Genomic DNA, 24,094 nt, shown 5'->3' with positions numbered 1-24,094 from the left:
GAATGCCACGGCCGCGGCTGCCCCGCACCCTGCGCGCCCGCCTCACCGCCGGCCTGGTCGTCCTGCTCGCCGTGAGCTGCGCGGCCGTGGGCCTGGCCGCGGTCGTGGAGCTGAACGGCTTCCTCACCCGGCGTCTGGACCAGCAGCTCGTGGAGGCGGGCGACCGCTTCCCGGAGAGCCTGGAACACCACGGCCTCCTGCCCGACGACCACGACGGCGACGAGTACGGCGACACCCGGCGGCAGGCGGCGGGCACCTTCGGCGCCCGGCTCGTCGACGGCAAGGTCACCCATCGCGGCCTCGTACGGCCCGGTGACCCCGCCGCCGACCTGAGCGTCGCCCTGACCCCGGCGGACGAGCGGGCGCTGGCCGCGCTGCCGCCCGACGGCAGCCCGCGTACGGTCCGGCTGTCCGCCCTGCACCACTACCGGCTGGCGGCGAACCGGGGCCGCGACGGCGACGTCCTGGTGGTCGGGCTTCCCATGGAGCCGGTGGAGGCGGCCGTCCACCGCCTCGAACTGGTCTCCGGGGTCGTCTTCGGGGCGGCCCTCGTGGTCACCGGCGTGGCCGGGGCGCTGTGGGTCCGCTGGTCGCTGCGGCCGCTCAACCGGGTCGCGGCGACCGCCGTGCGGGTGAGCGGGCTGCCGCTGGCCAGCGGTGAGGTCGCCCTCCCGCCCAGGGTGCCGGTCGCCGAGACAGGCAGCGAGGTCGGCCGCGTGGCCACCGCTGTCAACCGGATGCTCGGCCACGTCGAGGACGCGCTGACCAAGCGGCAGGCGAGCGAGGAGCGGCTGCGCGGCTTCGCCGCCGACGCCAGCCACGAACTGCGCACCCCGGTCGCCTCCGTGCGCGGGCACGCGGAACTCGCGCTGCTGCACCCCGGCCCGGTACCGGCCGAGGTCACCCGCGCGCTGGAGCGCATCGCCGCCGAGTCCGCCCGGATGGGCGCGATGGTGGACGACCTGCTGCTGCTCGCCCGCCTCGACGCGGGGCGCCCGCTGGAGCGCCGTCCGGTCGACCTCACCCGGCTGGTCCTGGACGCGGTCACCGACGCCCGCGCCGTGGGCCCGGAGCACCGCTGGACCCTCGACCTCGCCGAGGAACCGGTCACCGTCACCGGCGACGACCACCGTCTGCACCAGGTCCTGGCCAACCTCCTGGCCAACGCCCGGCTGCACACCCCGCCCGGCACCGAGGTCACCGTCACCCTGGCCGCCGAGGACGGCGCGGTCCGGCTCTCCGTGCACGACGACGGCCCCGGCATCCCCGAGGAGGTCCGCGCCCACGTCTTCGAGCGGTTCACCCGCGCGGAACACCGGCGCCTCGCGGACTCCCCGGGAGGAGGGGCCGGGCTCGGTCTGTCGATCGTGTCGGCGGTGGTGGAGGCGCACGGCGGAAGCGTGCGGGTGGAGAGCGTGCCGGGAAGCACGACGTTCGTGGTGCGGCTGCCCTAGCCGTCGGCGCCCACCCCGGGCCCGGTCCCGGTCGGTGGCAGCGGCAGGGGCAGCCCCGGCAGGCCGTCGATGCTGGTGGCGATGTGGTCCTTCCCGGCGAAGTACGCGCTCAGCGAGGCGTCGTCCTCGCGGGCGAAGCGTTTGGCGTGCAGTTCTCGGTCCGCTTCGTAGGCGAGGTACGGGACGGCGTAGCCGCAGGAGTCGCGGATCAGCTCGGCGCGGACGACGATGACGGCCCGCAGGCCGTGCCGGGTGGGATCGATGTCCGGGAACGAGGTCAGGAGCCCCGGGAAGCGGGGGTCGTCGCGGAGCACGGCCTCGCCGCGGCCGTGGACGCGGACGATGTTGGGCGGGCCCTGGAAGGCGCACCACATCAGGGTGATCCGGCCGTTCTCGCGCAGGTGGGCGACGGTCTCCGCGTGGGAGCCCGCGAAGTCGAGGTAGGCCACCGTGAGGTCGTCCAGGACGACGAATGAGCCCCGCAGACCCTTGGGCGAGAGGTTGACCGTGCCGTCGCCGGCCAGGGGCGCGGTCGCGGTGAAGAAGAGGGGCTGGTCCTCGATGAATCTCCGCAGCCTGCCCTCGATGCGCTCATATGTCTTTCCCATGCCCGGTGCCTACCCGTGCGCCGCGATTGACGAATCATGCGGGGTTCTGCATACTCATGCATAACAGCGAATGCACGTGAGGAGAAACCCGTGACCGAGCGCGTCGTACTCGCCTACTCAGGCGGACTGGACACCTCCGTCGCCATCGGCTGGATCGCCGAGGAGACGGGCGCCGAGGTCATCGCCGTAGCGGTGGACGTCGGCCAGGGCGGCGAGGACCTGGACGTCATCCGCAAGCGCGCCCTCGCGTGCGGTGCGGTGGAGGCCGAAGTGGCCGACGCCAAGGACGAGTTCGCCGAGGAGTACTGCCTCCCGGCGATCAAGGCGAACGCCCTCTACATGGACCGGTACCCGCTGGTCTCGGCCCTCTCGCGGCCGACCATCGTCAAGCACCTCGTCGCCGCCGCCCAGAAGCACGGCGCCACCACGGTCGCCCACGGCTGCACCGGCAAGGGCAACGACCAGGTCCGCTTCGAGGCCGGCATCGTCGCCCTCGCCCCCGATCTGAAGTGCATCGCCCCGGTCCGCGACTACGCGATGACCCGGGACAAGGCGATCGCCTTCTGCGAGGCGAAGAACCTCCCGATCGCGACCACCAAGAAGTCCCCGTACTCCATCGACCAGAACGTCTTCGGACGCGCCGTCGAGACGGGCTTCCTGGAGGACATCTGGAACGCGCCGATCGAGGACATCTACGAGTACACCTCCAACCCGGCCGAGGCCCGCGAGGCCGACGAGGTCGTCATCACCTTCGAGCGCGGTGTGCCGGTCGCCGTCGACGGCCGCCCGGTCACCGTCCTCCAGGCCATCCAGCAGCTCAACGAGCGCGCGGGCGCCCAGGGCATCGGCCGGATCGACATGGTCGAGGACCGTCTCGTCGGCATCAAGTCCCGCGAGGTGTACGAGGCTCCGGGCGCCATCGCCCTGATCACCGCCCACCAGGAGCTGGAAAACGTCACCGTCGAGCGCGAACTCGCCCGCTACAAGCGGCAGGTGGAGCAGCGCTGGGGCGAACTGGTCTACGACGGCCAGTGGTTCTCCCCGCTCAAGCGCGCCCTCGACGGCTTCATCGCCGAGGCCAACGAGCACGTCTCCGGCGACATCCGCATGACCCTGCACGGCGGCCGCGCCGTCGTCACCGGCCGCCGGTCCCAGTCGTCGCTGTACGACTTCAACCTCGCCACCTACGACACCGGCGACACCTTCGACCAGGCCGCGGCCAAGGGCTTCATCGACATCTACAGCCTGTCGTCGAAGATCGCCGCGCGGCGTGATCTGGCGGGCGAAGCCTGACGTGGACCTGGCTTAGGCGACCTCGCGCAAGAAGCGTCGTTAGAAGGACAGCAGCAGAACGACCGCCTCCTCGCCTGCCAGGGCGGGGAGGCGGTCGTACACCCAGCCACACCCGAGGAGCAACGCAGTGAGCAGCAACAGCGGTGACGTACGGCTCTGGGGCGGCCGTTTCGCCGACGGTCCCGCCGAGGCCCTGGCGAAGCTGTCCGCGTCCGTCCACTTCGACTGGCGGCTCGCGCCCTACGACATCGCGGGGTCCCGCGCCCACGCGCGCGTGCTGCACACGGCGGGCCTGCTCACCGAGGACGAGCTGACCCGGATGCTCGCCGGGCTCGACCAGCTGGAAGCGGACGTGGCGTCCGGCGACTTCGTCGGCACCATCGCCGACGAGGACGTGCACACCGCCCTGGAGCGCGGTCTGCTCGAACGCCTCGGCCCCGACCTCGGCGGCAAGCTCCGCGCGGGACGCTCGCGCAACGACCAGGTGGCCACCCTCTTCCGGATGTACCTGCGGGACCACGCCCGGATCATCGGGGGTCTGATCGCGGACCTCCAGGACGCCCTGATCGGCCTGGCCGAGGCCCACCCGGACGTCGCCATGCCCGGCCGCACCCACCTCCAGCACGCGCAGCCGGTGCTCTTCGCCCACCATGTGCTCGCCCATGTGCAGTCCCTGTCCCGGGACGCCGAGCGGCTGCGCCAGTGGGACGCGCGCACGGCCGTCTCGCCGTACGGTTCCGGCGCGCTCGCCGGCTCCTCCCTGGGGCTCGACCCGGAGGCGGTCGCCCGCGACCTCGGCTTCGAGCGCGGCAGCGTCGGCAACTCCATCGACGGCACGGCCTCGCGGGACTTCGTCGCGGAGTTCGCCTTCATCACCGCGATGATCGGGGTGAACCTCTCCCGGATCGCCGAGGAGATCATCATCTGGAACACGAAGGAGTTCTCCTTCGTCACCCTGCACGACGCCTTCTCCACCGGCTCCTCGATCATGCCGCAGAAGAAGAACCCGGACATCGCGGAGCTGGCGCGGGGCAAGTCCGGCCGCCTGATCGGCAACCTCACCGGCCTCCTCGCCACCCTCAAGGCCCTCCCCCTCGCCTACAACCGCGACCTCCAGGAGGACAAGGAGCCCGTCTTCGACTCCTGCGACCAGCTCGAAGTCCTCCTCCCCGCCTTCACCGGCATGATCGCCACCCTCACCGTCCACCGTGAACGGCTGGAGGAGCTCGCCCCCGCCGGCTTCTCCCTCGCCACCGACATCGCGGAATGGCTGGTCAAGCAGGGCGTCCCCTTCCGTGTCGCCCACGAGGTCGCGGGCGAGTGCGTCAAGACCGCGGAAGCCGAGGGCAAGGAACTGGACGCCCTCACGGACGACCAGTTCGCCAAGATCTCCCCTCACCTCACCCCCGAGGTCCGCACGGTCCTGAACGTCCCCGGTGCCCTCGCCTCCCGCGACGGCCGGGGAGGAACGGCTCCGAGCGCGGTGGCGGTTCAGCTGGCGGAACTGAAGACGGACGTGGAGTCCCAGCACGATTGGGCGAGGCGCAGTTAGTTCTTCAGGGGCGCGGGGCTGCGTCGATGTGCGGCCACCGCCGCGCGGGCGCGCCAAGCCGCAACGCACCCGCGGACGCCCAGGAGCCGAACCACCCGAGCTCCTGGGCGTACCGGTTACGTTGGTCACCGCAGCCGACCGAACGGAGCCCGAGATGCCCTTCGCCCGCCTCGCAGCCGCGACGACACCGACCCGCCACATCGGTCTGGGGCTCGCCGCGGTGGGCCGTCCCGGCTACATCAACCTGGGGAGGGACCGGGATCTCGGAGCGGACCGCGGCGTCGAGGCGCTGCGCGCCCGTACCCACGAACTCCTCGACGCCGCCTACGCGCAAGGCGTCCGCTACTTCGACGCCGCCCGCTCCTACGGCCGGGCGGAGGAGTTCCTCGCGGACTGGCTGGGCGCACGCGAAGACGTGGACGACGTCGTGATCGGCAGCAAGTGGGGCTACACCTACACCGCCGGCTGGTCGACCGAAGCCGAGCGGCACGAGGTCAAGGACCACTCCCTGGCGACCTACGAACGCCAGCGCGCGGAGACCGGCGCCCTGTTCGGGGACCGGCTCGACCTCTACCAGATCCACTCCGTCACCCCCGACAGCCCGGCGCTCACCGACCGCGCCCTGCACGAGCGGCTCGCGGAGGCGGCGGCGGGCGGTCTCACCATCGGCTTCTCCACCAGCGGCCCCGCGCAGGCGGACGCCATCCGGGCCGCACTGAAGATCACGGTGGACGGCGAGCGGCTCTTCCGCAGTGTGCAGTCGACGTACAACGCCCTGGAGACATCGGCGGGAGCCGCCCTCGCGGAGGCGCGCGACGCCGGGCTGACCGTGATCGTCAAGGAGGGCATGGCCAACGGCAGGCTCGCCGGGCCCGCCGCACCCGAGCTCCTGCGCGAGGTGGCCGAGGAGACCGGTCTCGGTGCCGACGCCGTCGCCCTCGCCCTGATCCTGTGCCGCCCCTGGGCCGACGTGGTGCTCTCCGGCGCCGCGACCGCCGCCCAGCTCACCTCCAACCTGCACGCGGCCGCCGTGGACCTGGACGAGGACCGGCTCGCCCGTCTCGCCGCCCTCGCGGAGGACCCGCGCGCCTACTGGGAGCGGCGCGGACAGCTGCCCTGGCACTGAGGTCACGCCACCGGCACGACCAGGCCCGGGTGAGTCACACATGCCTGCAATGAGACACTGATGTCTCACTAGAGGTACCCTTGTCTCATGGCCCTGGACCGAGACCACGTACTGCGCAGCGCCGCCGCCCTGCTGACCCGCAGATCCACCGCGACCATGGACGAGGTCGCGCGTGCCGCCGGAATCAGCCGCGCCACCCTGCACCGTCACTTCGCCGGACGCGACGCGCTCGTCCGCGCGCTGGAAGCCCTCGGCATCGCGGAGTGCGAGGCCGCGCTGGACCGCGCCCGGCTCGACGAGGGCCCCGCGAGCGAGGCCGTCCGCCGCCTGGTGCGCGAGCTGCAGTCCGCCGCGGGACTGGTCGCCTTCCTCTACGGCGAGAGCCAGCTCTGGGAGGGACAGGGCCAGAACGAGGGCTGGGAGCGCCTGGACACCCGGATCGGCGCGCTCTTCCGGCGCGGACAGCGCGAGGGCGAGCTGCGCATCGACCTCACCCCCGCCTGGCTCACCGAGGCGCTCTACGGCCTGATCACCGCCTGCGCCTGGGCCACCCTGGACGGCCGCGTGGCCGCCCGCGACTTCCCCACCATGGTCGCCGAGCTGCTGCTCGGCGGCGCCCTCAGGAACGAGGAACCATGACCGGCACCCTGCGGCCGGCCGTCGTCACCGGTACGGAACCCCGCCCGGGCCGCTGGCTCGCGCTCGCCGTCCTGACCCTGGCCGTGCTGCTCGTGGCCGTGGACGCCACCGTCCTCGGCCTCGCCACCCCCTTCATCAGCGAGGACCTGCACCCCTCCGGCACCGAACTGCTGTGGATCGGGGACGTGTACTCCTTCGTCATCGCCGGACTGCTCGTCTCCATGGGCAGCCTCGGCGACCGCGTCGGCCGCAAGCGCGTCCTGCTGTGGGGCGCGACCGCGTTCGGCGCGCTCTCCGTCCTCAACGCCTACGCGACGACCCCCGGCCTCATGATCCTGGCCCGCGCCCTGCTCGGCGTGGCGGGCGCGACCCTGATGCCCGCCACCCTGGGCCTGATCCGCACCCTCTTCCACGACCCGCGCGAACGCAGTCTCGCCGTCGGCGTCTGGGGCGCCACCGCCTCCGCCGGTACGGCCGTCGGGCCCATCGTCGGCGGCTTCCTCCTGGAGCACTTCTGGTGGGGTTCGGTCTTCCTGATCAACCTGCCGGTGACGGCCCTGCTGGTCCTCGTCGGCGCCCGCACCCTCCCCGAGTCCCGCGACCCGCGCCCCGGCCCCTGGGACCTGACGAGCGTCGCCCTCTCCCTGACCGGGATGCTCGGCGTGGTCTACGCGGTCAAGGAGACCGCCACCCACGGCCCCACCGCCCCCGCCCTCGCCGCGGGCGCGCTCGGCGCCGCCGCGCTCCTCGGCTTCGTACGCCGCCAACTCGCCCTGCCCACCCCGCTCCTCGACGTACGCCTCTTCCGGCGCCGGGGCTTCGGCGGGGCGGTCCTGGCCGACCTGCTCACCGTGCTGGGGATGTCGGGGCTGGTGTTCTTCCTGTCCCAGTACCTTCAACTGGTGCAGGGCAGGCACCCGTTCGAGGCCGGTCTGGCCGAACTGCCCGCCGCCGTCGGAGCGGTCGGCGCCGGCCTTTTCGCGGGCCGCGCCGCCCGCCGCTTCTCGGTCCGCGCGGTGGTCTCCGCGGGCCTGGCCGCCATCGGCCTCGCTCTCGCCGCCCTCACCACGATCAGCGAGTCCACCGGCTACCCGCTCCTGGGCGCCGTCCTCCTGATCGTCGGCATAGGCGCGGGCTTCTCCTTCACCGTCACCGCCGACGTGATCCTCTCCAGCGTGCCGAAGAACCAGGCGGGCGCCGCCTCCGCCGTCTCGGAGACGGCCTACGAACTCGGTGCCGCCCTGGGCATCGCCCTCCTGGGCTCGATCGTGACCGCGGCGTACCGGGACTTCACGGCTCCGCCGGGCACGCCACCGATGGTCCACGAGTCCTTGGGCGCGGCGGTGGAAACGGCGACAAAACTGCCCCCGGCGACCGCGCACGACCTCCTGGAAGCATCCAGGGAAGCCTTCGTGCACGGCCTGCACCTGGCGTGCGGAGCGGGGGCGGCGGTGCTTCTGATGACGGCGTCGGCGGCATGGTTCTCGCTGAGGAAGCAGAAACTCGCCGACTAGGGCCGGGCGGAGTTTCTAAGGGGCGCGGGGAACCGCGCGAGCACCCACAACGCACCCGCACCCGAAAACGCAGACTAGGCGGCCTTGGCCTTGGTCGCGTACATGTCCACGTACTCCTGCCCGGACAACCGCATGACCTCGGCCATCACGGAATCCGTGACCGCCCGCAGCACATACCGATCCCGGTCCATCCCCTCGTACCGGGAGAACTCCATCGGCTCGCCGAAACGAACCGTCACCCGCCCGGGCCGCGGCATCCCGCTCCCACCCGGCTGCAGCTTGTCGGTGCCGATCATGGCGAAGGGAACGACAGGCGCCCCGGTCATCAGGGTGAGCCGGGCGATACCGGTACGACCCCGGTAGAGACGGCCGTCGGGCGACCGCGTGCCCTCGGGGTAGATCCCGAAGATCTTCCCCTCCTCCAGGATCCGCCGCCCGGTCATCAGCGCGGCGACGCCCCCGTTCGCACCGTCCCGGTCGACCGGGATCATGCCGACACCGGTGAAGAACCAGGCCATCGCGCGGCCCTTGACGCCCTTGCCGGTGACGTACTCGTCCTTGCCGATGAAGCAGACCTGCCGCTTGGAGACGACCGGCAGCACGATGGAGTCGATGAAGGTGAGGTGGTTGCCCGCCAGGATCACCGGCCCGTCGCCGGGAATGTTCTCCATGCCCTCCACCTGAGGACGGAACATCAGGCGCATGATCGGTCCGAGCACTGCCTTGATGAGGGCGAAGCGGGACAACAGGTCCTCCGAGGCCGACGGGATCGTTATGAGTCCGTGCAGGTGAGGACATTACTCGCGGCAACCGGGGAAACGCACGTCGGGCCCGCGCGGTTCACCGAGGTCTTACGCGATGTTGACGCGGGTTTACCTGCGGGTCTTCCTCACGGAGGGTGCTTACGGTGTGACAGGTGTCGCACCCGTACGGCCCCTCGGCGACCCCCTCGGACGGACCCGACGAACCATCACCTCACCACCCCCACCGGACAGCTCCTGTCACCCGCGTGTTCGTACCGGGGTCTCCCCCCGGTCACCCCACCGCCCCTACGATCGGCGCGCATTCGACGATCCGACGCAGGAGGCGCGCATGGAGAGCGAGCAGACGAACGGGTCCACCCGGGCCACCGGACGGCGGGCGGTGCTCGGTGCCGCGGTGCTCGGCGCGGGCGGCGCGGTCCTCGGGCTGCCCGGCACCGCCCGCGCGGCCGGGACCCGCAACGCCGCGCACGGCGGAGGCGGGCTGAAGAGCCTGCCCAAGCCGACGATCATCGGCCACCGCGGCACCAGCGGCTACCGCCCCGAGCACACCTTCGGCTCGTACGACCTGGCGCTCGAACTCGGCGCCGACATCGTGGAGGCCGGGGACCTGGTGCCCACCAAGGACGGGCACCTCGTCTGCCGGCACGAGCCGGAGATCGGCGGCACCACCGACGTGGCGTCGCACCCCGAGTTCGCGGACCGCAAGAGGACGAAGCTCCTCGACGGGGTGTCCACCACCGGCTGGTTCACCGAGGACTTCACACTGGCCGAGCTGCGCACCCTGCGCGCCGTCGAGCGCATCCCCGCCAACCGGCCGCACAACACCCTCTACAACGGGCGCTGGCCCGTCCCCACCTTCGAAGAGGTCCTCCAGTGGCAGGACCGGCGCACCCGCGAGCTGGGCCGCCAGGTGTGGATCTATCCCGAGCTGAAGCACCCCACGTACTTCCGCAAGCTCGGCCTCGGCCTGGAGGAGCGGGTCGCCAAGCTCCTCCACCAGCACGGCAAGGACGGCCGCAACTCCCCGGTCATCCTCCAGTCCTTCGAGCCGACCAGCATCCAGCGCATGAACCGCCTGGTCGACAACCCGCTGGTCGTGCTGCTGTCCAGCGCCGACAGCCGCCCCTACGACTTCGTGGACACCGGCGACCCGCGCACGACCGCGGACCTGGTCACCCCCGCCGGTCTGCGGGAGATCGCCGGTTACGCGCAGGGCATCGGACCCACCCTCGACCTGGTCATCCCCAAGAAGTCCGACGGCACCCTGGACAAGCCCACCACCCTGGTCGCGGACGCGCACAAGGTCGGCCTGGTCCTGCACCCGTACACGATGCGCAACGAGAACCCCTTCCTCCCCGCCGAGTACCGCAAGGGCAGCGCCCCGGACGCCTACGGCGACGTCTTCGGCGCCTTCCGTACCTACTTCGCGACCGGCATCGACGGCGTCTTCACCGACAACGCCGACACCGCCCTGCTCGCCCGCGCCGACTTCCTCGGCGGCTGAGCTCCCCGCGGGCGGCAGAGCCCCCGCGTCAACCCCGCGCCCCCGCCTCCCCGGTCGGGGTGACGGCGCGCCGTCCGGGAAACCTCAGGGCCGGACGGCGCGTCGTTGCGCATATGACGCACGACCTGATGGCCGCCCTGCGCCCGCTGCTCACGGCCGAGGCTTCCGCCGAGGCACAGGCCGGCGGAAGCGAGCCGGGAGATCTGGAACAGGCGGTCTGGGTACGGCTCCTGGAGCGCCTGGCGGCCGACGGACCGCCGCCCGACCCGCAGCGCTGGCTGCGCCGGGCGGTGCGCGCCGAGGCGCGCCGCAGCCGCCGCACCCTCCGGCGCGAGCGCCCCTACGGCGCCGAGCCCGCCGACGACGCCCGGCCCGGGCCCGAGCAACTCGCCCTCACCGCCGCCCGGTACGGCCTGCTGCGCGAGGCGGTCGAGCGGCTGCCCGGACGCTGCCCCCGGCTCCTGGAGGCGCTGCTCTCCCCGCGGGACCCCACCTACCGCGAGATCGCGGGGGAGTTGGGTATCTCACAGGGCAGTCTCGGCCCGGAACGTTCCCGATGTCTGGGATGTCTGCGGCGATTGCTCGCGCCGGAGGTTGCGGCCGACGGAGTGCGGGGATAGGTGTGAGGTACGACGGCTGATCAGGTGAGCGGGAGGCGTGCGCACATGGGCATGAGCGTGACCATCTCGGCGGCGACCGAGCAGGACGCGGAACAGATCTTCAGGCTCCAGTACCTCTGCTTCCAGAGCGAGGCGGCGCGCTACGGCAACTACCGCATCGACCCGCTCGTCCAGAGCCTGGACTCGGTCCGCGAGGAGGTGGCCGCCGACTGCGTCTTCGTCGCCCGGCTCGGCGACGAGATCGTCGGCTCGGTGCGCGGCAGGCTCACCGAGGACGGCGCCGCCGCCATCGGCACCCTCTGCGTCCATCCCCGCCTCCAGGGTCACGGCATCGGCGCCCGGCTCCTCGGCGCGGCCGAGGCGGCCCTGACCGAGCAGCGCGGCGCCACCGTGTTCCGGCTGCACAGCGGCCACCGCAGCGACGCCGGGCTGCGGTTGTACCGCCGCGCCGGATACCAGGCGGTCGGGCGCTCGCAGGGCGCCGACGGGGTGGAGATGATCGTGCTGGAGAAGAAGGCCGGCGCCTACGCGGCCACCGCGTGACGCCCCGCCCGGCTAGCGCGTGACGTCCGCGCGCAGCCGCGCCTTGCGCAGCCAGTACAGCGCGGACAGCGGCAGCAGCACGGGGATGAAGACGTACCCCAGGCCGTAGTCCGACCACACGGTGGCGTCGGGGAAGGCGGACGGCTCGACCAGGGTCCAGGTGCCCACGATCAGCACGCCCGCCAGCTCGGCGGCGCAGCACACCAGCGCCGCCCGGCGGGCCGTCTCGCCGCCCCGCACCAGGGTGTACGTGATGAAGCCGTAGACCACGCCCGCGAGCGCGGAGAGCGAGTAGGCGAGCGGGGCCCGGTCGAACTCGGTGGCGATCTGGTACACCGAGCGCGACACCGCGCCGACGACCATCACGCCGTAGAACCACACGAGCAACATGCCCGGCCCGCTGATCAACCGGGCCGGCTTCTCCTCCAGCGCCGTCACGTCAGCCTCCCCAGATGTCGAAGAGCCGTACTTCGAGCACGGCAAGGACCACACCGCCCGCGGCGGCGGTCACCGAGCCCCAGCGGGTCCGCTCGGCCAGCGACATGAACCCGGCCGCGGGGACACACGCGAACGCGCCCAGCAGATACGCCACGAAGATCGTCGTGCCCTGCTCGGGACGCTCGCCCCGGGCGAGGCGTACGACCCCGACCACCAACTGCGCCAGGGCGAGGACCGACACCACGGCCATGCCGATCAGGTGCCAGTCCTTCGTCGGCTGGTCCCGGTAGGCGGCCCAGCCGCACCAAACGGCCAGGAGCAGCGCGGCGACCCCGGTCACCAGCAAGAGGGCGTTGAGCATGCGGAGACCTTATTACGGCCGAAACGGACGCCCGCCGCCGCCCCCGGCCTGCGCCCCCTCCCGTTCGCGGCTCATGTGATCACCGTGGCGTTGGCCACAGGCCGCGCGGGGCAGGGGTCCGGCATCCCTGCCGGCCGGTGACCCGGTGCCCTTGTCCGGCTTGGCCGAGCGGGCGGGAGCAGGGGGAACGCCCGCGTCCACCCCGTCCACCAGGACTGTCCGCGGCTGTCCAGCATGTGGACAGCGTTCTCCGGTCAGGAGCGTCCGTCTGCTTTACTGGCCCGCATGACCACGACGAGCAGCCGCACTCTTGCGACCGAGGCGACCATGACGCCCGGTGCTCGCTGTATGTGTCGAATGTGCGCCTTCTAGAGGGCCCCCGCACCATCTGAGCCTCGCGCCCCGAAGCGAGAGCCGCGGCCGATCGTCCGGAACACCGGCGTACCGGACCCGTGCCGCCTTTCGCGCACACGACGTTCTCCCCGGGCTCCACCCCGGTCCCCATCGCCACCGCGAGAACCGTGCCGCGTCCCCATCGAACGCAAGCACCCGTGCCGGGCCCACCCGCGCCCGCGCACTCGACAGTGACGGAAATCCTGTGATCACGACATCGGGCCTGACCAAGGTCTACCGCTCCCGAGGCCGCGAGGTCACCGCCCTCGACGGCGTGGACCTCCACGTCCGCGAAGGCGAGGTCTACGGCGTCATCGGCCAGTCCGGCGCCGGGAAGTCCTCCCTGATCCGCTGCGTCAACCTGCTGGAGCGCCCCACCGCCGGCACCGTGACCGTGGCGGGCCAGGACCTCACCGCGCTCGCGGGGCGCGGACCGCGCGCCGGACGGGACCTGCGCCGGGCGCGCTCGCACATCGGCATGGTCTTCCAGCACTTCAACCTGCTGTCCTCGCGGACCGTGCAGGACAACGTCGAACTGCCGCTGGAGATCCTCGGCAAGTCCGGCAAGGAGCGCTCGCGCAAGGCGCTGGAACTCCTCGACCTGGTGGGTCTCGCCGACAAGGCCAAGGCCACCCCGGCCCAGCTCTCCGGCGGCCAGAAGCAGCGCGTCGGCATCGCCCGCGCCCTGGCCGGCGACCCCAAGGTCCTGCTGTCCGACGAGGCCACCAGCGCGCTGGACCCCGAGACGACCCGCTCGATCCTCCAGCTGCTGCGCGACCTCAACCAGCAGCTCGGGCTCACCGTCCTGCTCATCACCCACGAGATGGACGTCGTGAAGTCCATCTGCGACTCCGCCGCACTCATGGAGAAGGGACGCGTCGTGGAATCCGGCACCGTCAGCGAACTGCTCGCCACCCCCGGCTCCCAGTTGGCGTCCGCCCTGTTCCCGGTGGGCGGCGAGGCGTCCGGCGACGACCGCACCGTCCTCGACATCACCTTCCACGGCGAGGCCGCCACCCAGCCGGTCATCTCCCAGCTCTCGCGCACCTACAACATCGACATCTCGATCCTCGGCGCGGCCATCGACACCGTCGGCGGTCTCCAGATCGGCCGGATGCGCATCGAGCTGCCCGGCCGCTACGAGGACAACGTGGTGCCCATCGGCTTCCTGCGCGAACAGGGTCTGCAGATCGACGTCCAGGGCCAGGAGCCCGTGCTGGTGAAGGATGGTGCCAAGTGACCTGGTCCGAGATGGAGCCCCTGCTGACCCAGGCGTGTTCCGAGACGTTCACCATGATGATCTGGTCCACGCTGATAGCCGTCGCCGTCGGACTCCCGCTCGGCATCCTCCTGGTCCTCACCGACCGGGGCGGCCTGCTCCAGAACGTCGTGGCCAACAAGGTGCTCGGCCAGATCGTGAACATCGGCCGCTCGATGCCGTTCATCATCCTGATGGTCGCGCTGATGAGCTTCACCCGCTGGGTCACCGGCACCACCATCGGCACGACCGCCGCGATCGTCCCGCTCGCCATCGGCGGCATCCCGTTCTTCGCGCGCCTGGTCGAGACCGCCGTGCGCGAGGTGGACGGCGGACTCGTCGAGGCCGTGCAGGCCATGGGCGGCAACACCTGGACGATCGTCCGCAAGGTCCTGATCCCCGAGGCGCTGCCCTCGCTGATCGCCAGCACCACCACGACGATCATCGCCCTCATCGGCTACTCCGCCATGGCCGGCACGGTCGGCGGCGGCGGCCTCGGCGACCTCGCCGTCCGCTACGGCTACCAGCGCTTCGAGACCGAGCTGATGTGGATCATCGTCGGCATCCTCGCCGTCGTCATCTCGCTCATCCAGTTCGTCGGCGACTTCGCGGCCCGCTCCCTGCACGGGCGCGGCGGACGCTCGGGACCCGCGCCGAAGCTCCGGCTGCTGAAGGCCACGGAACCTGCCGCGGCCGACATCTCCAAGGTCGCCTGAGCCGATCCCGGCCGTCCGGCCGTCCCCCCGAGGGGCACCCCCAGACTCCCCGTTCACCCGTACACGGGGTCGCACCACCATAAGGAAAGGCACTTTTCGTGCGTAACACCGCCAAGCTCACCACCGCCGTCCTCGCCGCCGGAGCCCTCGCCTTCGGGCTGTCCGCCTGCGGCTCCGGCAAGGACTCCGCCGGCTCCTCCGACTACAGCGGACCGCTGATCGTCGCCGCGAGCCCGACCCCGCACGCCGAGATCCTCAACTTCGTCAAGAAGAACCTGGCGAAGAAGGCCGGACTCGACCTCCAGGTCAAGGAGTTCACGGACTACATCACGCCGAACACGGCGACCGAGGACGGCTCCGTCGGTGCCAACTACTTCCAGAACCAGCCGTACCTGGACGACTTCAACAAGAAGCGCGGCACCCACATCGTGCCCGTCGTCACGGTGCACCTGGAGCCGCTCGGCCTCTACTCCCACAAGGTCAAGCAGGCCGACGCGCTGAAGAGCGGTGCGACCATCGCCGTCCCCAACGACGCCGTCAACGAGGCCCGTGCCCTCAAGCTGCTCGCCGCCAACAAGCTCATCACGCTCAAGGACGGCGTGGGCAACGAGGCGACCCCGGCCGACATCACCAAGAACCCCAAGAACCTGAAGTTCAAGGAGGTCGAGGCCGCCCAGACCCCGCGCTCCCTGGACGACGTGGACGCCGCCGTCGTCAACGGCAACTACGCGATATCCGCCGGTCTCAAGCCCGCCAAGGACGCCCTCGTCCTGGAGTCCCCGAAGAACAACCCCTACGGCAACTTCCTCGCGGTGAAGAAGGGCAACGAGAAGGACCCGCGGGTCAAGAAGCTCGCCAAGCTGCTGACCTCGCCCGAGGTGAAGAAGTTCATCGAGGACAAGTACCAGGGCTCCGTCATCCCCTCGTTCTGATCGCGACGCGCACGACTGACGCGCACGACTGACGCGCACGAACGAACAAGGGGACCGACATGCGCAAGACCGTATGGCTCGCGGTGGCCGCCGCCCTCCCGCTCGGGTTCGGCCTCACCGCCTGCGGCTCGGGCTCGGCCTCGGACAGTGGTGGAAGCAAGGACGGCGCACTCGTCGTCGGCGCCACCCCCGTCCCGGCCGGCGAGGTGCTCGGCTACATCAAGGGCCACCTCGCCGCCAAGGCCGGACTCAAGCTCCAGGTCAAGGAGTTCACGGACTACGTCCTGCCGAACACCGCGCTCCAGGAGGGCTCGCTCGACGCGAACCTCTACCAGAACAAGCCCTTCCTGGACGACTTCAACAAGTCCAAGGGCACGGACCTGGTGCCGGTGGTCGACGCCTACCTGCCGCCCATGGGTGTCTACTCCAAGAAGGTCAAGGACGTCACCAAGCTCCCCGACGGAGCCACCGTCGGCGTGCCCAACGACCTGACCAACGAGGCCCGCGCGCTCAAGCTCCTCGCCGCGAGCGGTGTCATCGGGCTGAAGAAGGACGCCGGCACCCAGGCGTCCCCGGCGGACGTCGTCAAGAACCCCCGGCACCTGACGTTCAAGGAGATGGAGGCCGCCCAGCTCCCGCGCTCGCTGGGAGACATGGACGCCGCCGTCATCAACAACAACTTCGCCCAGGACGCCGGGCTCAGCCCCACCAAGGACTCGATCTACCTGGAGTCCGCGAAGAACAACCCGTACGCCAACCTCCTCGCCGTCAAGCGCGGCAGCGAGAAGGACCCCCGGGTCAAGAAGCTCGCCAAGCTGCTGACCTCGCCCGAGGTGAAGAAGTTCATCGAGGACAAGTACCACGGCTCGGTCCTGCCGGTCAGCGGAAGCTGACCCGCCTCCGGCCCGCCGCACACGGCAGGTACGGCCCCGCTCCCGCACCCCGCGAGGGGGTCCCCGTGACGCACGGGGACGGCGGGGGAGGGGCCCCTCGTGCGTTTCAGTGGTTACATGCTTCATGCTGGCAGTTCAGCGGGGCTTCCTGACGGCCCCTCACGAAACGATCCGACGTTACGGAGCGGCGCATGACTAGCACCTTCCCCAACATCTCCATCAGCACGGAGCGGTTGGTGCTGCGCCCCCTCGACGAGGACGACGTGCCCGCACTGGCCGAGATGATGAACGACGAACAGGTCGCCGCCTGGACGGACGTGCCCCAGCCGTTCACGGAAGAGGGCGCCCGTCACTGGATCACCGAGTACGCCCCCGCCGAACGCACCGCCGGACGCGGACTCGACCTCGCCGTCACGGAGTTCCTCACCCAGCGCCTGGTGGGCATCGTCCAACTCACCAAGACCGACTGGCAGATCAGGTCCAGCGAGCTGTCGTACATCATCGCCCCCTGGGCCCGCGGCGAAAGCTACGCCTCCGAGGCCGCGCTCGCCACCGCCGGGTGGCTCTTCGGCGACCAGAAGTTCGAGCGCATCGAGATCCGCACCCCCGCCGACAACACCGCCTCCCAGCAGGTCGCCCAGAAGATCGGCTGCATCAGCGAGGGCGTCCTGCGCAACGCCTGCATAGTGCACGTCCGCACCGAGGACGGCACCTGGACCGACATGCGCACCGACTTCATCGTCTGGAGCCTGCTGCCCGAGGACCTGGAGGGCGCCGAGGAACAGCTCTCCGACAGCCGCGGCTTCGGCGCCTACGCCGACTACTCCGACTGGAACTGACCTGCTCCGCTGTCCGAGGAGACCGGACACCACCCGGGCCCACACCCGCCCGGGCCGACCAGGTAACCTCACGGAGCCCCTGCTCGGGCCACCCCCTGACGACCTGCGAAGACCTGGAGACTGACGACGATGGCCGACCGGGTCACGGTGATCGGCTGGGACGGCTCGCCGCTGACCGAGGCGGCACGCGGCGCCCTCGGCGCCGCCACGCTCGTCGCGGGAGCCGCCCACCACCTGACGCTGCCCGAGATCCCGCCCACCGCCGAGCGCGTCCGGCTCGGCAGCCTGGCCCTGGCCGCCCGCCGCATCGCCGCCCACCGCGGCACCGCAGCCGTGCTCGCCGACGGCGACCCGGGGTTCTTCGGCGTCGTCCGCACCCTGCGCGACCCGGAGTTCGGCCTGGAGGTCGAGGTCGTCCCCGGCGTCTCCTCCGTCGCCGCCGCCTTCGCCCGCGCCGGGATGCCCTGGGACGACGCCCAGGTGGTCGTCGCCCACCCCCGCACCCTGCGCCGGGCCGTCAACGTCTGCCGCGCCCACCCCAAGGTCGCCGTCCTCACCGCGCCCGGCGCCGGACCCGCCGAACTCGGACTCCTCCTCGACGGCGTCCACCGCACCTTCGTCATCTGCGAGGAACTGGGCACCGACAACGAACGGGTCAGCGTCGTCACCTCCGACAAGGCGGCCGACCACACCTGGCGCGACCCCAACGTCGTCATCGTCATCGGCGGCCACCCCGGCGCCGTCGAGGGCGGCGGCTGGATCGCCGGGCGCGACCCCGCCGTGGGCCCGCGCGGCTGGACCCAGCCCGACGAGGCGTACGGCGGCGGACTCGGCGAGGGCGAGACGGAACTGCTCCGCTCCGCCCAACTCGCGCGCCTGGGGCCCCGAACGGGCGACCTCGTGTGGGACATCGGCTGCGGCGCGGGCGCCTTCGCCGTGGACGCGGCGCGCGCCGGAGCCGCCGTCATCGCCGTCGACCACGACCCCGCCGCCTGCGCCCGCACGGACGCCGTCGCACGCGCCCACGGGGTCCAGCTCCAGATCGTCAGGGGCCAGGCCCCGCACGTCCTGGAGAACCTGCCCGAGCCCGACGTCGTCCGCGTCGGCGGCGGCGGAGCGGCCGTCGTCTCCGCCGTCGCGGACCGCCGCCCGCAGCGCATCGTCACCCACGCCGCGACCCGCGACGCGGCCGAACTCATCGGCCGCGACCTGACCGAACACGGCTACCGCGTCGAGTGCGCCCTCCTCCAGGCCGTCGAACTCGACACCCGTGTCTGGACGGAGACCGAGCGGAGCGTCGCGTTCCTGCTCAGCGGCGAGCTGCCCCGCCGCGAGACCCCGCGCTGACGCCAGGGGCGTACCGGGGCGGAAAGGGCAGCTCCCACCGCCCCGTGATCCTGTTGTCGTACCGCGCGCGGTAGGCTGGCCGATCGTTGTACCGCACCGGCGTACCGGGAGTTCGTTCGCCAATGTCCGGAACGCACGCCCGTTTTGAGGGCGGGTGGGGTACGGCGACACCACAGGACGCGCGACGTGGCGCAGTCCACAACGGGCAGTCGCGGATCACGCTGTCGCGACGGCGCGACGGCGGGACAATGGCACCAGCGGTTTTCATGCCACTGAATGGCTTTGTCGCCATTTCTGGCGGCCGTTCGTGCCGCCGGGCACGGACGCTCGTTCTCACTACGGGGCGGTCGGTGCGCCGTTCCGGGTGAGCTGGTCGTAGGAGCACTGAAGCGATGGGCGAGGGGTACGCATGACCGACACCGGCCAGATCCCGGGCGAGGGACAGCCGGAGAGCGCAGGCATGGTGGAGCAGCCGGGCGCCCCCGCCCACGGCTACACCTACGTCGCCGAGGCGCCCGCCGGGGATGAAGACCTGCTGCTGCCGGGCGCCCAGGGCGCATGGGGCAACGAAGTGCCGCCGCCCGCACCGGAACCGGTCGTGGAGGCCGTCCACCAGCCGGGCGCGCACGAGGCGTCGGGGCGCGACAGCGGCCAGGTCGACCTCACCGGCGTACGGCTGCCCGACGCGGGCCCCGTCTCCGTCACGCCGTCGCCCATCCTGTCGGCCCCGCACGGCCAGGCTCCGCAGCCGCCGCGCCGGCCGCTGCACCTCGGCCCGCCCATCCCCGACACCTCGGCCAGCCCGGTCCGTTCGCTTGCCGACCGAGGTCCGGCGGGCGCGCCCGTACGACAGCCCGTCCCGCCGGCCGCCGGGGGCGAACACACGGAGGTCCAGCACCTCCACGAGCCCGTCGCGCAGGGCACCGGCCAGTGGAACCTGGCCGCCGCCGTGCAGCCTCCGGCCGCCGAAACGGTTGGCCCGGTCCCCGGGACCACCGCCGACCCCGCCCAGGCCGCGATGGCCCGCATGGCCACCCAGGCGACCGGCGTCGTGCACGCGCACGACGGGGTCCAGCCGGTGGACGGCCATGACGGGGTGTACGGCGTCGCCGCCGACACCGCTGTGGTGGCCGAGGCTGCCCAGGCCGTCGTTCCGTCGGCCGAGGAGCCGCAGGAACAGCGGGAGGCGGTCGAGGCCGTTGCCACGGTCGAGGCCCCGGCCGAGCCGGTCGAGACCGTCTACCCCGTGACGCCGGAGGCGGTCGCGCCGGTGGAGGCGGACGCCGTCCCCACCGTCGCGGAGCCGGTCGCCGCCGAGGCCGAGCCGGAGCCCGCGCAGGGTGCCGCGCCGGTGGAGGCGGAGGTCGCCCCGGTGGCCGACGCGACCGTCCCGGCCCAGGCCGCCGCCGCGGTCGAGACGGACCCCGTGCCCGTCCCCGAGGCCGTCCAGCCGGAGCCGCCGACCGCCGCGCCGGTCGAAGCGGAGCCGCTCGCCGCCGCGCCCGTCGAGCCGGAGCCCCAGGCCGCCGTCCCGGCGGAAGCCGAGCCGGCCGAGGCGACCGCCGCTGCCCCCGACCTGGCCGTTGCGGCCCAGCCGGAGCCGGTCGCCCCCGTCGAGCCGGAGGCCGAGCCCGCCGCCGAGGTGACCCCCGAGACCCCCGCCGCCGCACCGGCCGTCGAGATCCCGGCCCCGGCCGAGACCCCCCTTCCGGCCGTCGCCGAGGCGACTCCCGAGGCACCCGAGCCCGTACCGGCCGCCGAGGCCGCAACCCCGGCCCCCGCCGAGCCCGCCCTCGCCGCCGCCGAGGCCCCCGCGCCCGCCCAGGGCCCCCAGCTCGTCGCGCCGCCGCAGGACGCCGAGGAGGCCGCGATCCCGCTGCCCTCCGCCGTCCCGCTGGAGCCGCAGCCCGACCGGACGCTCGGTCAGTTCGTGCCGGTCGACGGCCAGGTTCCCACGGCCCCGCACCTCGCGCCGACCCCGCCGCAGCCGCTGAGGCTGCCCGAGCAGGTCACCGAGGAGCCGGACGTCGTCCAGAGCGCGGAGGACCTGCACACCCGGGCCGCCGACCAGGACGAGCAGGACGGGCAGAGCCAGGACGTGCCCGCCGTGGCGGAGGCACTCGTACCCGCGGGCCCCGCCGCCCCCGCGTACAACGACGCCGAGCGCGAGGCCGTGCTCAAGGTCATCCGCGAGCGCCGCGACATCCGCAACGGCTTCCGCGGCGACCCCATCCCGCACGAGGTGCTGCTGCGCGTCCTGGAGGCCGCGCACACCGCCCCGTCGGTGGGCCACTCGCAGCCCTGGGACTTCGTCGTCATCAAGTCCGCGGAGACCCGGCGCGCGATGCACGACCTCGCCATGAGCCAGCGCGAGGCGTACGCCAAGTCGCTGCCCAAGGGCCGGGCGAAGCAGTTCAAGGAAATGAAGATCGAGGCCATCCTCGACACCCCGGTGAACATCGTCGTCACCGCCGACCCCACCCGCGGAGGCCGCCACACCCTCGGCCGGCACACCCAGCCGCAGATGGCGCCGTACTCCTCCGCGCTCGCGGTCGAGAACCTCTGGCTCGCCGCCCGCGCCGAGGGCCTCGGCGTCGGCTGGGTCAGCTTCTTCGACGAGCGGGAGATGGTCCGCGCGCTCGGTCTGCCCGAGCACCTGGAGGTCGTCGCCTACCTGTGCGTCGGGTACGTCGACGAGTTCCCCGACGAGCCCGAGCTGATGCAGGCCGGCTGGTCCAAGCGCCGCCCGCTGTCCTGGGTCGTGCACGAGGAGACGTACGGCCGCCGCGCCCTGCCCGGAGAGGAACCCCACGACCTGCTCGCCGAGACCGTCGCACAGATCCGCCCGCTCGACGCCAAGGCGCTCGGCGAGGCGTGGGAGCGCCAGAAGCGCATGACCAAGCCGGCCGGCGCGCTCGGCATGTTGGAGATCATCTCCGCGCAGCTCTCGGGGCTTTCCCGGCAGTGCCCGCCGCCGATCCCGGAGCCCGCGGCCGTCGCGATCTTCGCCGGTGACCACGGTGTGCACGCCCAGGGCGTCACCCCCTGGCCGCAGGAGGTCACCGGCCAGATGGTGGCCAACTTCCTCGGCGGCGGGGCGGTCTGCAACGCCTTCGCCAGCCAGGTCGGCGCCGAGGTGTGCGTCGTGGACGTCGGCGTGGTCGCCGACCTGCCCGCGACTCCCGGTCTGCTGCCCCGCAAGATCCGGGGCGGCACGTCCGACATGACCGCCGGGCCCGCGATGACCCGCGAGGAGGCCAGAGCCGCCATCGAGGTCGGTATCGAGACCGCCCGCGACCTGGTCGCGGCCGGGAACAAGGCGCTGCTCACCGGTGAGATGGGCATCGCCAACACCACCGCGTCCGCCGCGCTGATCGCCGTCTTCACCGGCGCCGACCCGGCCGAGGTCACCGGGCGTGGCACCGGCATCAACGACGAGACGCTGGCCCGCAAGACCGAGGTGGTCCGGCGCGCGCTGGAACTCCACCAGCCCGACCCGGCCGACCCGATCGGCGTCCTCGCGGCGGTCGGCGGTTTCGAGCACGCGGCCATGGTCGGCCTGCTGCTCGGCGGCGCCTCGCTGCGTACGCCGGTCATCCTGGACGGCGTGAGCGCCGGGGCCGCGGCCCTCGTCGCCCGCGCCATCGCCCCCGAGGTGCTGGCCGCCTGCATCGCCGGTCACCGCAGCGCCGAGCCCGGCCACGTGGCCGCGCTCAACAAGCTGGGCCTGCGCCCGCTGGTCGACCTCGACCTGCGCCTGGGCGAGGGAACCGGCGCGCTGCTCGCGCTGCCGCTGGTGCAGAGCACGGCGCGCGCGATGCACGAGGTCGCGACGTTCGACTCGGCGGGCGTCACCGAGAAGTAGACGGCCACCGCCCACCGCGCGGTGGGCACATGTACGGGCGCGGCGGGCGGTCCGGTGTTCACCCACCGGACCGCCCGTGCCGTCACCCGCCCCGGCGCCGTAAAATCCGCACGTCAGGGCCGCTCCGCCGCCGTAGCGCGCCGACCGCAGAGCTGGACGAGGAGCCGCACCTCATGGCCGAACACCCCGCCTACCCCGTAGGTCTCCGTCTGGCCGGCCGCCGCGTGGTCGTGCTCGGCGGCGGCCAGGTCGCCCAGCGCCGCCTTCCGGCGCTGATCGCGGCGGGCGCGGACGTCCAGCTGGTCTCGCCCGAGGCGACGCCCTCCGTGGAGGCGATGGCGGACGCGGGCGAGATCACCTGGCAGCGGCGGCCCTACGCCGAGGGCGATCTGAACGGCACCTGGTACGCCCTGATCGCCACCAGCGACCCGGTCGCCAACGCCACCGCCTCCGCCGAGGCCGAGCGCGAGCGCGTGTGGTGCGTACGCTCCGACGACGCCGACGCGGCCACCGCCTGGACCCCGGCCACCGGGACCAGCGAGGGCGTCACGGTCGCCGTCCTCACCACCACCGCGCGCAACCGCGACCCCCGGCACACCGCCGCCGTCCGCGACGCGGTCGTGGCGGGCCTGCGCGACGGCACCCTCGTCGCCCCCCACCACCGCACCCGCACCCCCGGCGTCGCCCTGGTCGGCGGCGGCCCCGGCGACCCGGACCTGATCACCGTGCGCGGGCGCCGTCTGCTCGCCGAGGCCGACGTGGTCATCGCGGACCGGCTCGGCCCGCGCGACCTGCTGGCCGAACTCCCGCCGCACGTCGAGGTGATCGACGCGGCGAAGATCCCCTACGGCCGCTACATGGCCCAGGAGGCCATCAACAACGCCCTGATCGAGCACGCCAAGCAGGGCAAGTCCGTGGTGCGGCTCAAGGGCGGCGACCCCTATGTCTTCGGCCGGGGCATGGAGGAGGTCCAGGCGCTCACCGAGGCGGGCATCCCCTGCACGGTCGTCCCCGGCATCAGCAGCTCGGTCTCCGTGCCGGGCGCGGCCGGGATACCCGTCACGCACCGGGGCGTCGCCCACGAGTTCACCGTGGTCAGCGGCCATGTCGCCCCCGACGACGAACGCTCCCTGGTCGACTGGCCCTCGCTCGCGAAGCTCACCGGCACGCTGGTGATCCTCATGGGCGTCGACAAGATGGACCGCATCGCCGAGACCCTCGTCGCCCACGGCAAGTCCCCGGACACCCCGGTCGCCCTGGTCCAGGAGGGCACGACCGCCTCCCAGCGCCGGGTGGACGCGACGCTCGCGACGGTGGCGGAGACGGTACGGCGCGAGGCCGTGAAGCCGCCCGCGGTGATCGTGGTCGGTGAGGTGGTCGCGGTGGGCCCGGCGACGCCCGACGCCTGAAGGCCCGGCTCCCGAGGGCGCCCCGC

Annotated in this window: 21 protein-coding genes; 17 read left to right on the top strand and 4 right to left on the bottom strand. The window is 72.5% G+C overall.

Annotation, left to right across the window (positions count from 1 at the left end; all coding sequences use genetic code 11):
* Positions 1 to 2: 2 nt before the first annotated feature.
* On the top strand, positions 3 to 1,454 hold the full coding sequence (locus tag ACWEEU_RS20345) for a sensor histidine kinase (protein ID WP_451734010.1): 1,452 nt from the start codon (positions 3 to 5) through the stop codon (positions 1,452 to 1,454).
* Here the strand turns inward: ACWEEU_RS20345 and ACWEEU_RS20340 are convergent.
* Positions 1,451 to 2,062 carry a pyridoxamine 5'-phosphate oxidase family protein gene (locus tag ACWEEU_RS20340; protein ID WP_451734008.1) on the bottom strand — a complete coding sequence of 204 codons (612 nt, stop codon included), beginning with the start codon at positions 2,060 to 2,062 and terminating at the stop codon, positions 1,451 to 1,453. The two genes, ACWEEU_RS20345 and ACWEEU_RS20340, sit on opposite strands and share 4 nt — an antisense overlap.
* Before the next feature lie 90 nt (positions 2,063 to 2,152).
* On the opposite strand from ACWEEU_RS20340, the gene ACWEEU_RS20335 reads away from it, so the two are divergent.
* The 5 genes from ACWEEU_RS20335 (at position 2,153) to ACWEEU_RS20315 (ending at position 8,186) form a co-directional block, all read left to right on the top strand.
* Positions 2,153 to 3,355 (top strand): argininosuccinate synthase, encoded by a 1,203-nt coding sequence (locus tag ACWEEU_RS20335; RefSeq protein ID WP_385745154.1) that lies wholly within the window; start codon positions 2,153 to 2,155, stop codon positions 3,353 to 3,355.
* 127 nt (positions 3,356 to 3,482) lie between these two features.
* Entirely contained in the window at positions 3,483 to 4,907 is a 1,425-nt protein-coding gene (gene argH, locus ACWEEU_RS20330; RefSeq protein WP_451734006.1) for an argininosuccinate lyase, read from the top strand.
* Positions 4,908 to 5,061: 154 nt separating this feature from the next.
* On the top strand, positions 5,062 to 6,033 hold the full coding sequence (locus tag ACWEEU_RS20325; protein ID WP_451734004.1) for an aldo/keto reductase: 972 nt from the start codon (positions 5,062 to 5,064) through the stop codon (positions 6,031 to 6,033).
* An 87-nt stretch (positions 6,034 to 6,120) separates the two neighbouring features.
* On the top strand, positions 6,121 to 6,672 hold the full coding sequence (locus ACWEEU_RS20320; protein ID WP_385745148.1) for a TetR/AcrR family transcriptional regulator: 552 nt from the start codon (positions 6,121 to 6,123) through the stop codon (positions 6,670 to 6,672).
* The gene (locus tag ACWEEU_RS20315; RefSeq protein ID WP_385745146.1) at positions 6,669 to 8,186 is read left to right on the top strand and encodes an MFS transporter; all 1,518 of its coding nucleotides are present in this window, start codon (positions 6,669 to 6,671) and stop codon (positions 8,184 to 8,186) included. The genes ACWEEU_RS20320 and ACWEEU_RS20315 overlap by 4 nt, the downstream gene beginning before the upstream one ends.
* A gap of 74 nt (positions 8,187 to 8,260) precedes the next feature.
* On the opposite strand, the gene ACWEEU_RS20310 is transcribed toward ACWEEU_RS20315, so the two are convergent.
* Positions 8,261 to 8,890 (bottom strand): lysophospholipid acyltransferase family protein, encoded by a 630-nt coding sequence (locus ACWEEU_RS20310; RefSeq protein WP_237525710.1) that lies wholly within the window; start codon positions 8,888 to 8,890, stop codon positions 8,261 to 8,263.
* A gap of 388 nt (positions 8,891 to 9,278) precedes the next feature.
* On the opposite strand from ACWEEU_RS20310, the gene ACWEEU_RS20305 reads away from it, so the two are divergent.
* The 3 genes from ACWEEU_RS20305 to ACWEEU_RS20295 all read left to right on the top strand — a co-directional run bounded on the left by ACWEEU_RS20305 (position 9,279) and on the right by ACWEEU_RS20295 (position 11,617).
* Positions 9,279 to 10,454: a glycerophosphodiester phosphodiesterase gene (locus ACWEEU_RS20305; protein WP_385745144.1), complete on the top strand. Its 1,176-nt coding sequence runs from the start codon at positions 9,279 to 9,281 to the stop codon at positions 10,452 to 10,454.
* Positions 10,455 to 10,567: 113 nt separating this feature from the next.
* Positions 10,568 to 11,074 carry a sigma-70 family RNA polymerase sigma factor gene (locus ACWEEU_RS20300; RefSeq protein ID WP_451734001.1) on the top strand — a complete coding sequence of 169 codons (507 nt, stop codon included), beginning with the start codon at positions 10,568 to 10,570 and terminating at the stop codon, positions 11,072 to 11,074.
* 45 nt (positions 11,075 to 11,119) lie between these two features.
* Positions 11,120 to 11,617, top strand: coding sequence for a GNAT family N-acetyltransferase (locus ACWEEU_RS20295; protein WP_018549075.1), 498 nt, complete (start codon positions 11,120 to 11,122; stop codon positions 11,615 to 11,617).
* A gap of 12 nt (positions 11,618 to 11,629) precedes the next feature.
* Here the strand turns inward: ACWEEU_RS20295 and ACWEEU_RS20290 are convergent, their stop codons facing one another.
* Together ACWEEU_RS20290 and ACWEEU_RS20285 are read right to left on the bottom strand one after the other, a co-directional pair.
* The gene (locus ACWEEU_RS20290) at positions 11,630 to 12,055 is read right to left on the bottom strand and encodes a hypothetical protein (protein ID WP_385745141.1); all 426 of its coding nucleotides are present in this window, start codon (positions 12,053 to 12,055) and stop codon (positions 11,630 to 11,632) included.
* A gap of 1 nt (position 12,056) precedes the next feature.
* Positions 12,057 to 12,416: a hypothetical protein gene (locus ACWEEU_RS20285; protein WP_451733998.1), complete on the bottom strand. Its 360-nt coding sequence runs from the start codon at positions 12,414 to 12,416 to the stop codon at positions 12,057 to 12,059.
* 598 nt (positions 12,417 to 13,014) lie between these two features.
* Between ACWEEU_RS20285 and ACWEEU_RS20280 the strand changes: the two genes are divergently transcribed.
* The 8 genes from ACWEEU_RS20280 to cobA all read left to right on the top strand — a co-directional run bounded on the left by ACWEEU_RS20280 (position 13,015) and on the right by cobA (position 24,068).
* Positions 13,015 to 14,049 carry a methionine ABC transporter ATP-binding protein gene (locus tag ACWEEU_RS20280; RefSeq protein WP_356103205.1) on the top strand — a complete coding sequence of 345 codons (1,035 nt, stop codon included), beginning with the start codon at positions 13,015 to 13,017 and terminating at the stop codon, positions 14,047 to 14,049.
* Positions 14,046 to 14,783, top strand: a complete 738-nt coding sequence (locus ACWEEU_RS20275) for a methionine ABC transporter permease (protein WP_451733996.1) — start codon at positions 14,046 to 14,048, stop codon at positions 14,781 to 14,783. Before ACWEEU_RS20280 ends, ACWEEU_RS20275 begins: the two co-directional genes overlap by 4 nt.
* A gap of 98 nt (positions 14,784 to 14,881) precedes the next feature.
* Positions 14,882 to 15,715, top strand: a complete 834-nt coding sequence (locus ACWEEU_RS20270; protein ID WP_385745133.1) for a MetQ/NlpA family ABC transporter substrate-binding protein — start codon at positions 14,882 to 14,884, stop codon at positions 15,713 to 15,715.
* Positions 15,716 to 15,774: 59 nt separating this feature from the next.
* Positions 15,775 to 16,608, top strand: a complete 834-nt coding sequence (locus ACWEEU_RS20265) for a MetQ/NlpA family ABC transporter substrate-binding protein (protein WP_451733994.1) — start codon at positions 15,775 to 15,777, stop codon at positions 16,606 to 16,608.
* A 191-nt stretch (positions 16,609 to 16,799) separates the two neighbouring features.
* Complete coding sequence (locus ACWEEU_RS20260; protein ID WP_451733992.1) at positions 16,800 to 17,447, top strand: GNAT family N-acetyltransferase; 648 nt, start codon at positions 16,800 to 16,802, stop codon at positions 17,445 to 17,447.
* 129 nt (positions 17,448 to 17,576) lie between these two features.
* Positions 17,577 to 18,794: a precorrin-6y C5,15-methyltransferase (decarboxylating) subunit CbiE gene (gene cbiE, locus ACWEEU_RS20255; RefSeq protein ID WP_451733990.1), complete on the top strand. Its 1,218-nt coding sequence runs from the start codon at positions 17,577 to 17,579 to the stop codon at positions 18,792 to 18,794.
* Between the two features lie 409 nt (positions 18,795 to 19,203).
* A complete protein-coding gene (cobT, locus tag ACWEEU_RS20250; RefSeq protein ID WP_451733988.1) occupies positions 19,204 to 22,659 on the top strand; it encodes a nicotinate-nucleotide--dimethylbenzimidazole phosphoribosyltransferase in 3,456 nt (1,151 codons plus the stop codon).
* 173 nt (positions 22,660 to 22,832) lie between these two features.
* Positions 22,833 to 24,068, top strand: a complete 1,236-nt coding sequence (gene cobA / locus ACWEEU_RS20245; protein WP_385745123.1) for a uroporphyrinogen-III C-methyltransferase — start codon at positions 22,833 to 22,835, stop codon at positions 24,066 to 24,068.
* Positions 24,069 to 24,094 lie beyond the last annotated feature (26 nt).

The sequence above is a fragment of the Streptomyces sp. NPDC005004 genome, assembly GCF_053600675.1.
Note: the sequence above shows the minus strand (reverse complement) of the source record. Positions and strands in the feature narration are given on the sequence as shown.

Excerpts from the sequence above, each read along its gene's own strand:
- cbiE (WP_451733990.1), top strand. The coding sequence starts at position 17,577 with ATGGCCGACCGGGTCACGGTGATCGGCTGGGACGGCTCGCCGCTGACC.
- ACWEEU_RS20295 (WP_018549075.1), top strand. The coding sequence starts at position 11,120 with ATGGGCATGAGCGTGACCATCTCGGCGGCGACCGAGCAGGACGCGGAA.
- ACWEEU_RS20340 (WP_451734008.1), bottom strand. The coding sequence starts at position 2,062 with ATGGGAAAGACATATGAGCGCATCGAGGGCAGGCTGCGGAGATTCATC.
- ACWEEU_RS20325 (WP_451734004.1), top strand. The coding sequence starts at position 5,062 with ATGCCCTTCGCCCGCCTCGCAGCCGCGACGACACCGACCCGCCACATC.
- ACWEEU_RS20265 (WP_451733994.1), top strand. The coding sequence starts at position 15,775 with ATGCGCAAGACCGTATGGCTCGCGGTGGCCGCCGCCCTCCCGCTCGGG.
- ACWEEU_RS20260 (WP_451733992.1), top strand. The coding sequence starts at position 16,800 with ATGACTAGCACCTTCCCCAACATCTCCATCAGCACGGAGCGGTTGGTG.
- cobA (WP_385745123.1), top strand. The coding sequence starts at position 22,833 with ATGGCCGAACACCCCGCCTACCCCGTAGGTCTCCGTCTGGCCGGCCGC.
- ACWEEU_RS20300 (WP_451734001.1), top strand. The coding sequence starts at position 10,568 with ATGACGCACGACCTGATGGCCGCCCTGCGCCCGCTGCTCACGGCCGAG.
- cobT (WP_451733988.1), top strand. The coding sequence starts at position 19,204 with ATGACCGACACCGGCCAGATCCCGGGCGAGGGACAGCCGGAGAGCGCA.
- ACWEEU_RS20305 (WP_385745144.1), top strand. The coding sequence starts at position 9,279 with ATGGAGAGCGAGCAGACGAACGGGTCCACCCGGGCCACCGGACGGCGG.
- ACWEEU_RS20345 (WP_451734010.1), top strand. The coding sequence starts at position 3 with ATGCCACGGCCGCGGCTGCCCCGCACCCTGCGCGCCCGCCTCACCGCC.
- ACWEEU_RS20310 (WP_237525710.1), bottom strand. The coding sequence starts at position 8,890 with ATGCGCCTGATGTTCCGTCCTCAGGTGGAGGGCATGGAGAACATTCCC.
- ACWEEU_RS20315 (WP_385745146.1), top strand. The coding sequence starts at position 6,669 with ATGACCGGCACCCTGCGGCCGGCCGTCGTCACCGGTACGGAACCCCGC.
- ACWEEU_RS20285 (WP_451733998.1), bottom strand. The coding sequence starts at position 12,416 with ATGCTCAACGCCCTCTTGCTGGTGACCGGGGTCGCCGCGCTGCTCCTG.
- ACWEEU_RS20320 (WP_385745148.1), top strand. The coding sequence starts at position 6,121 with ATGGCCCTGGACCGAGACCACGTACTGCGCAGCGCCGCCGCCCTGCTG.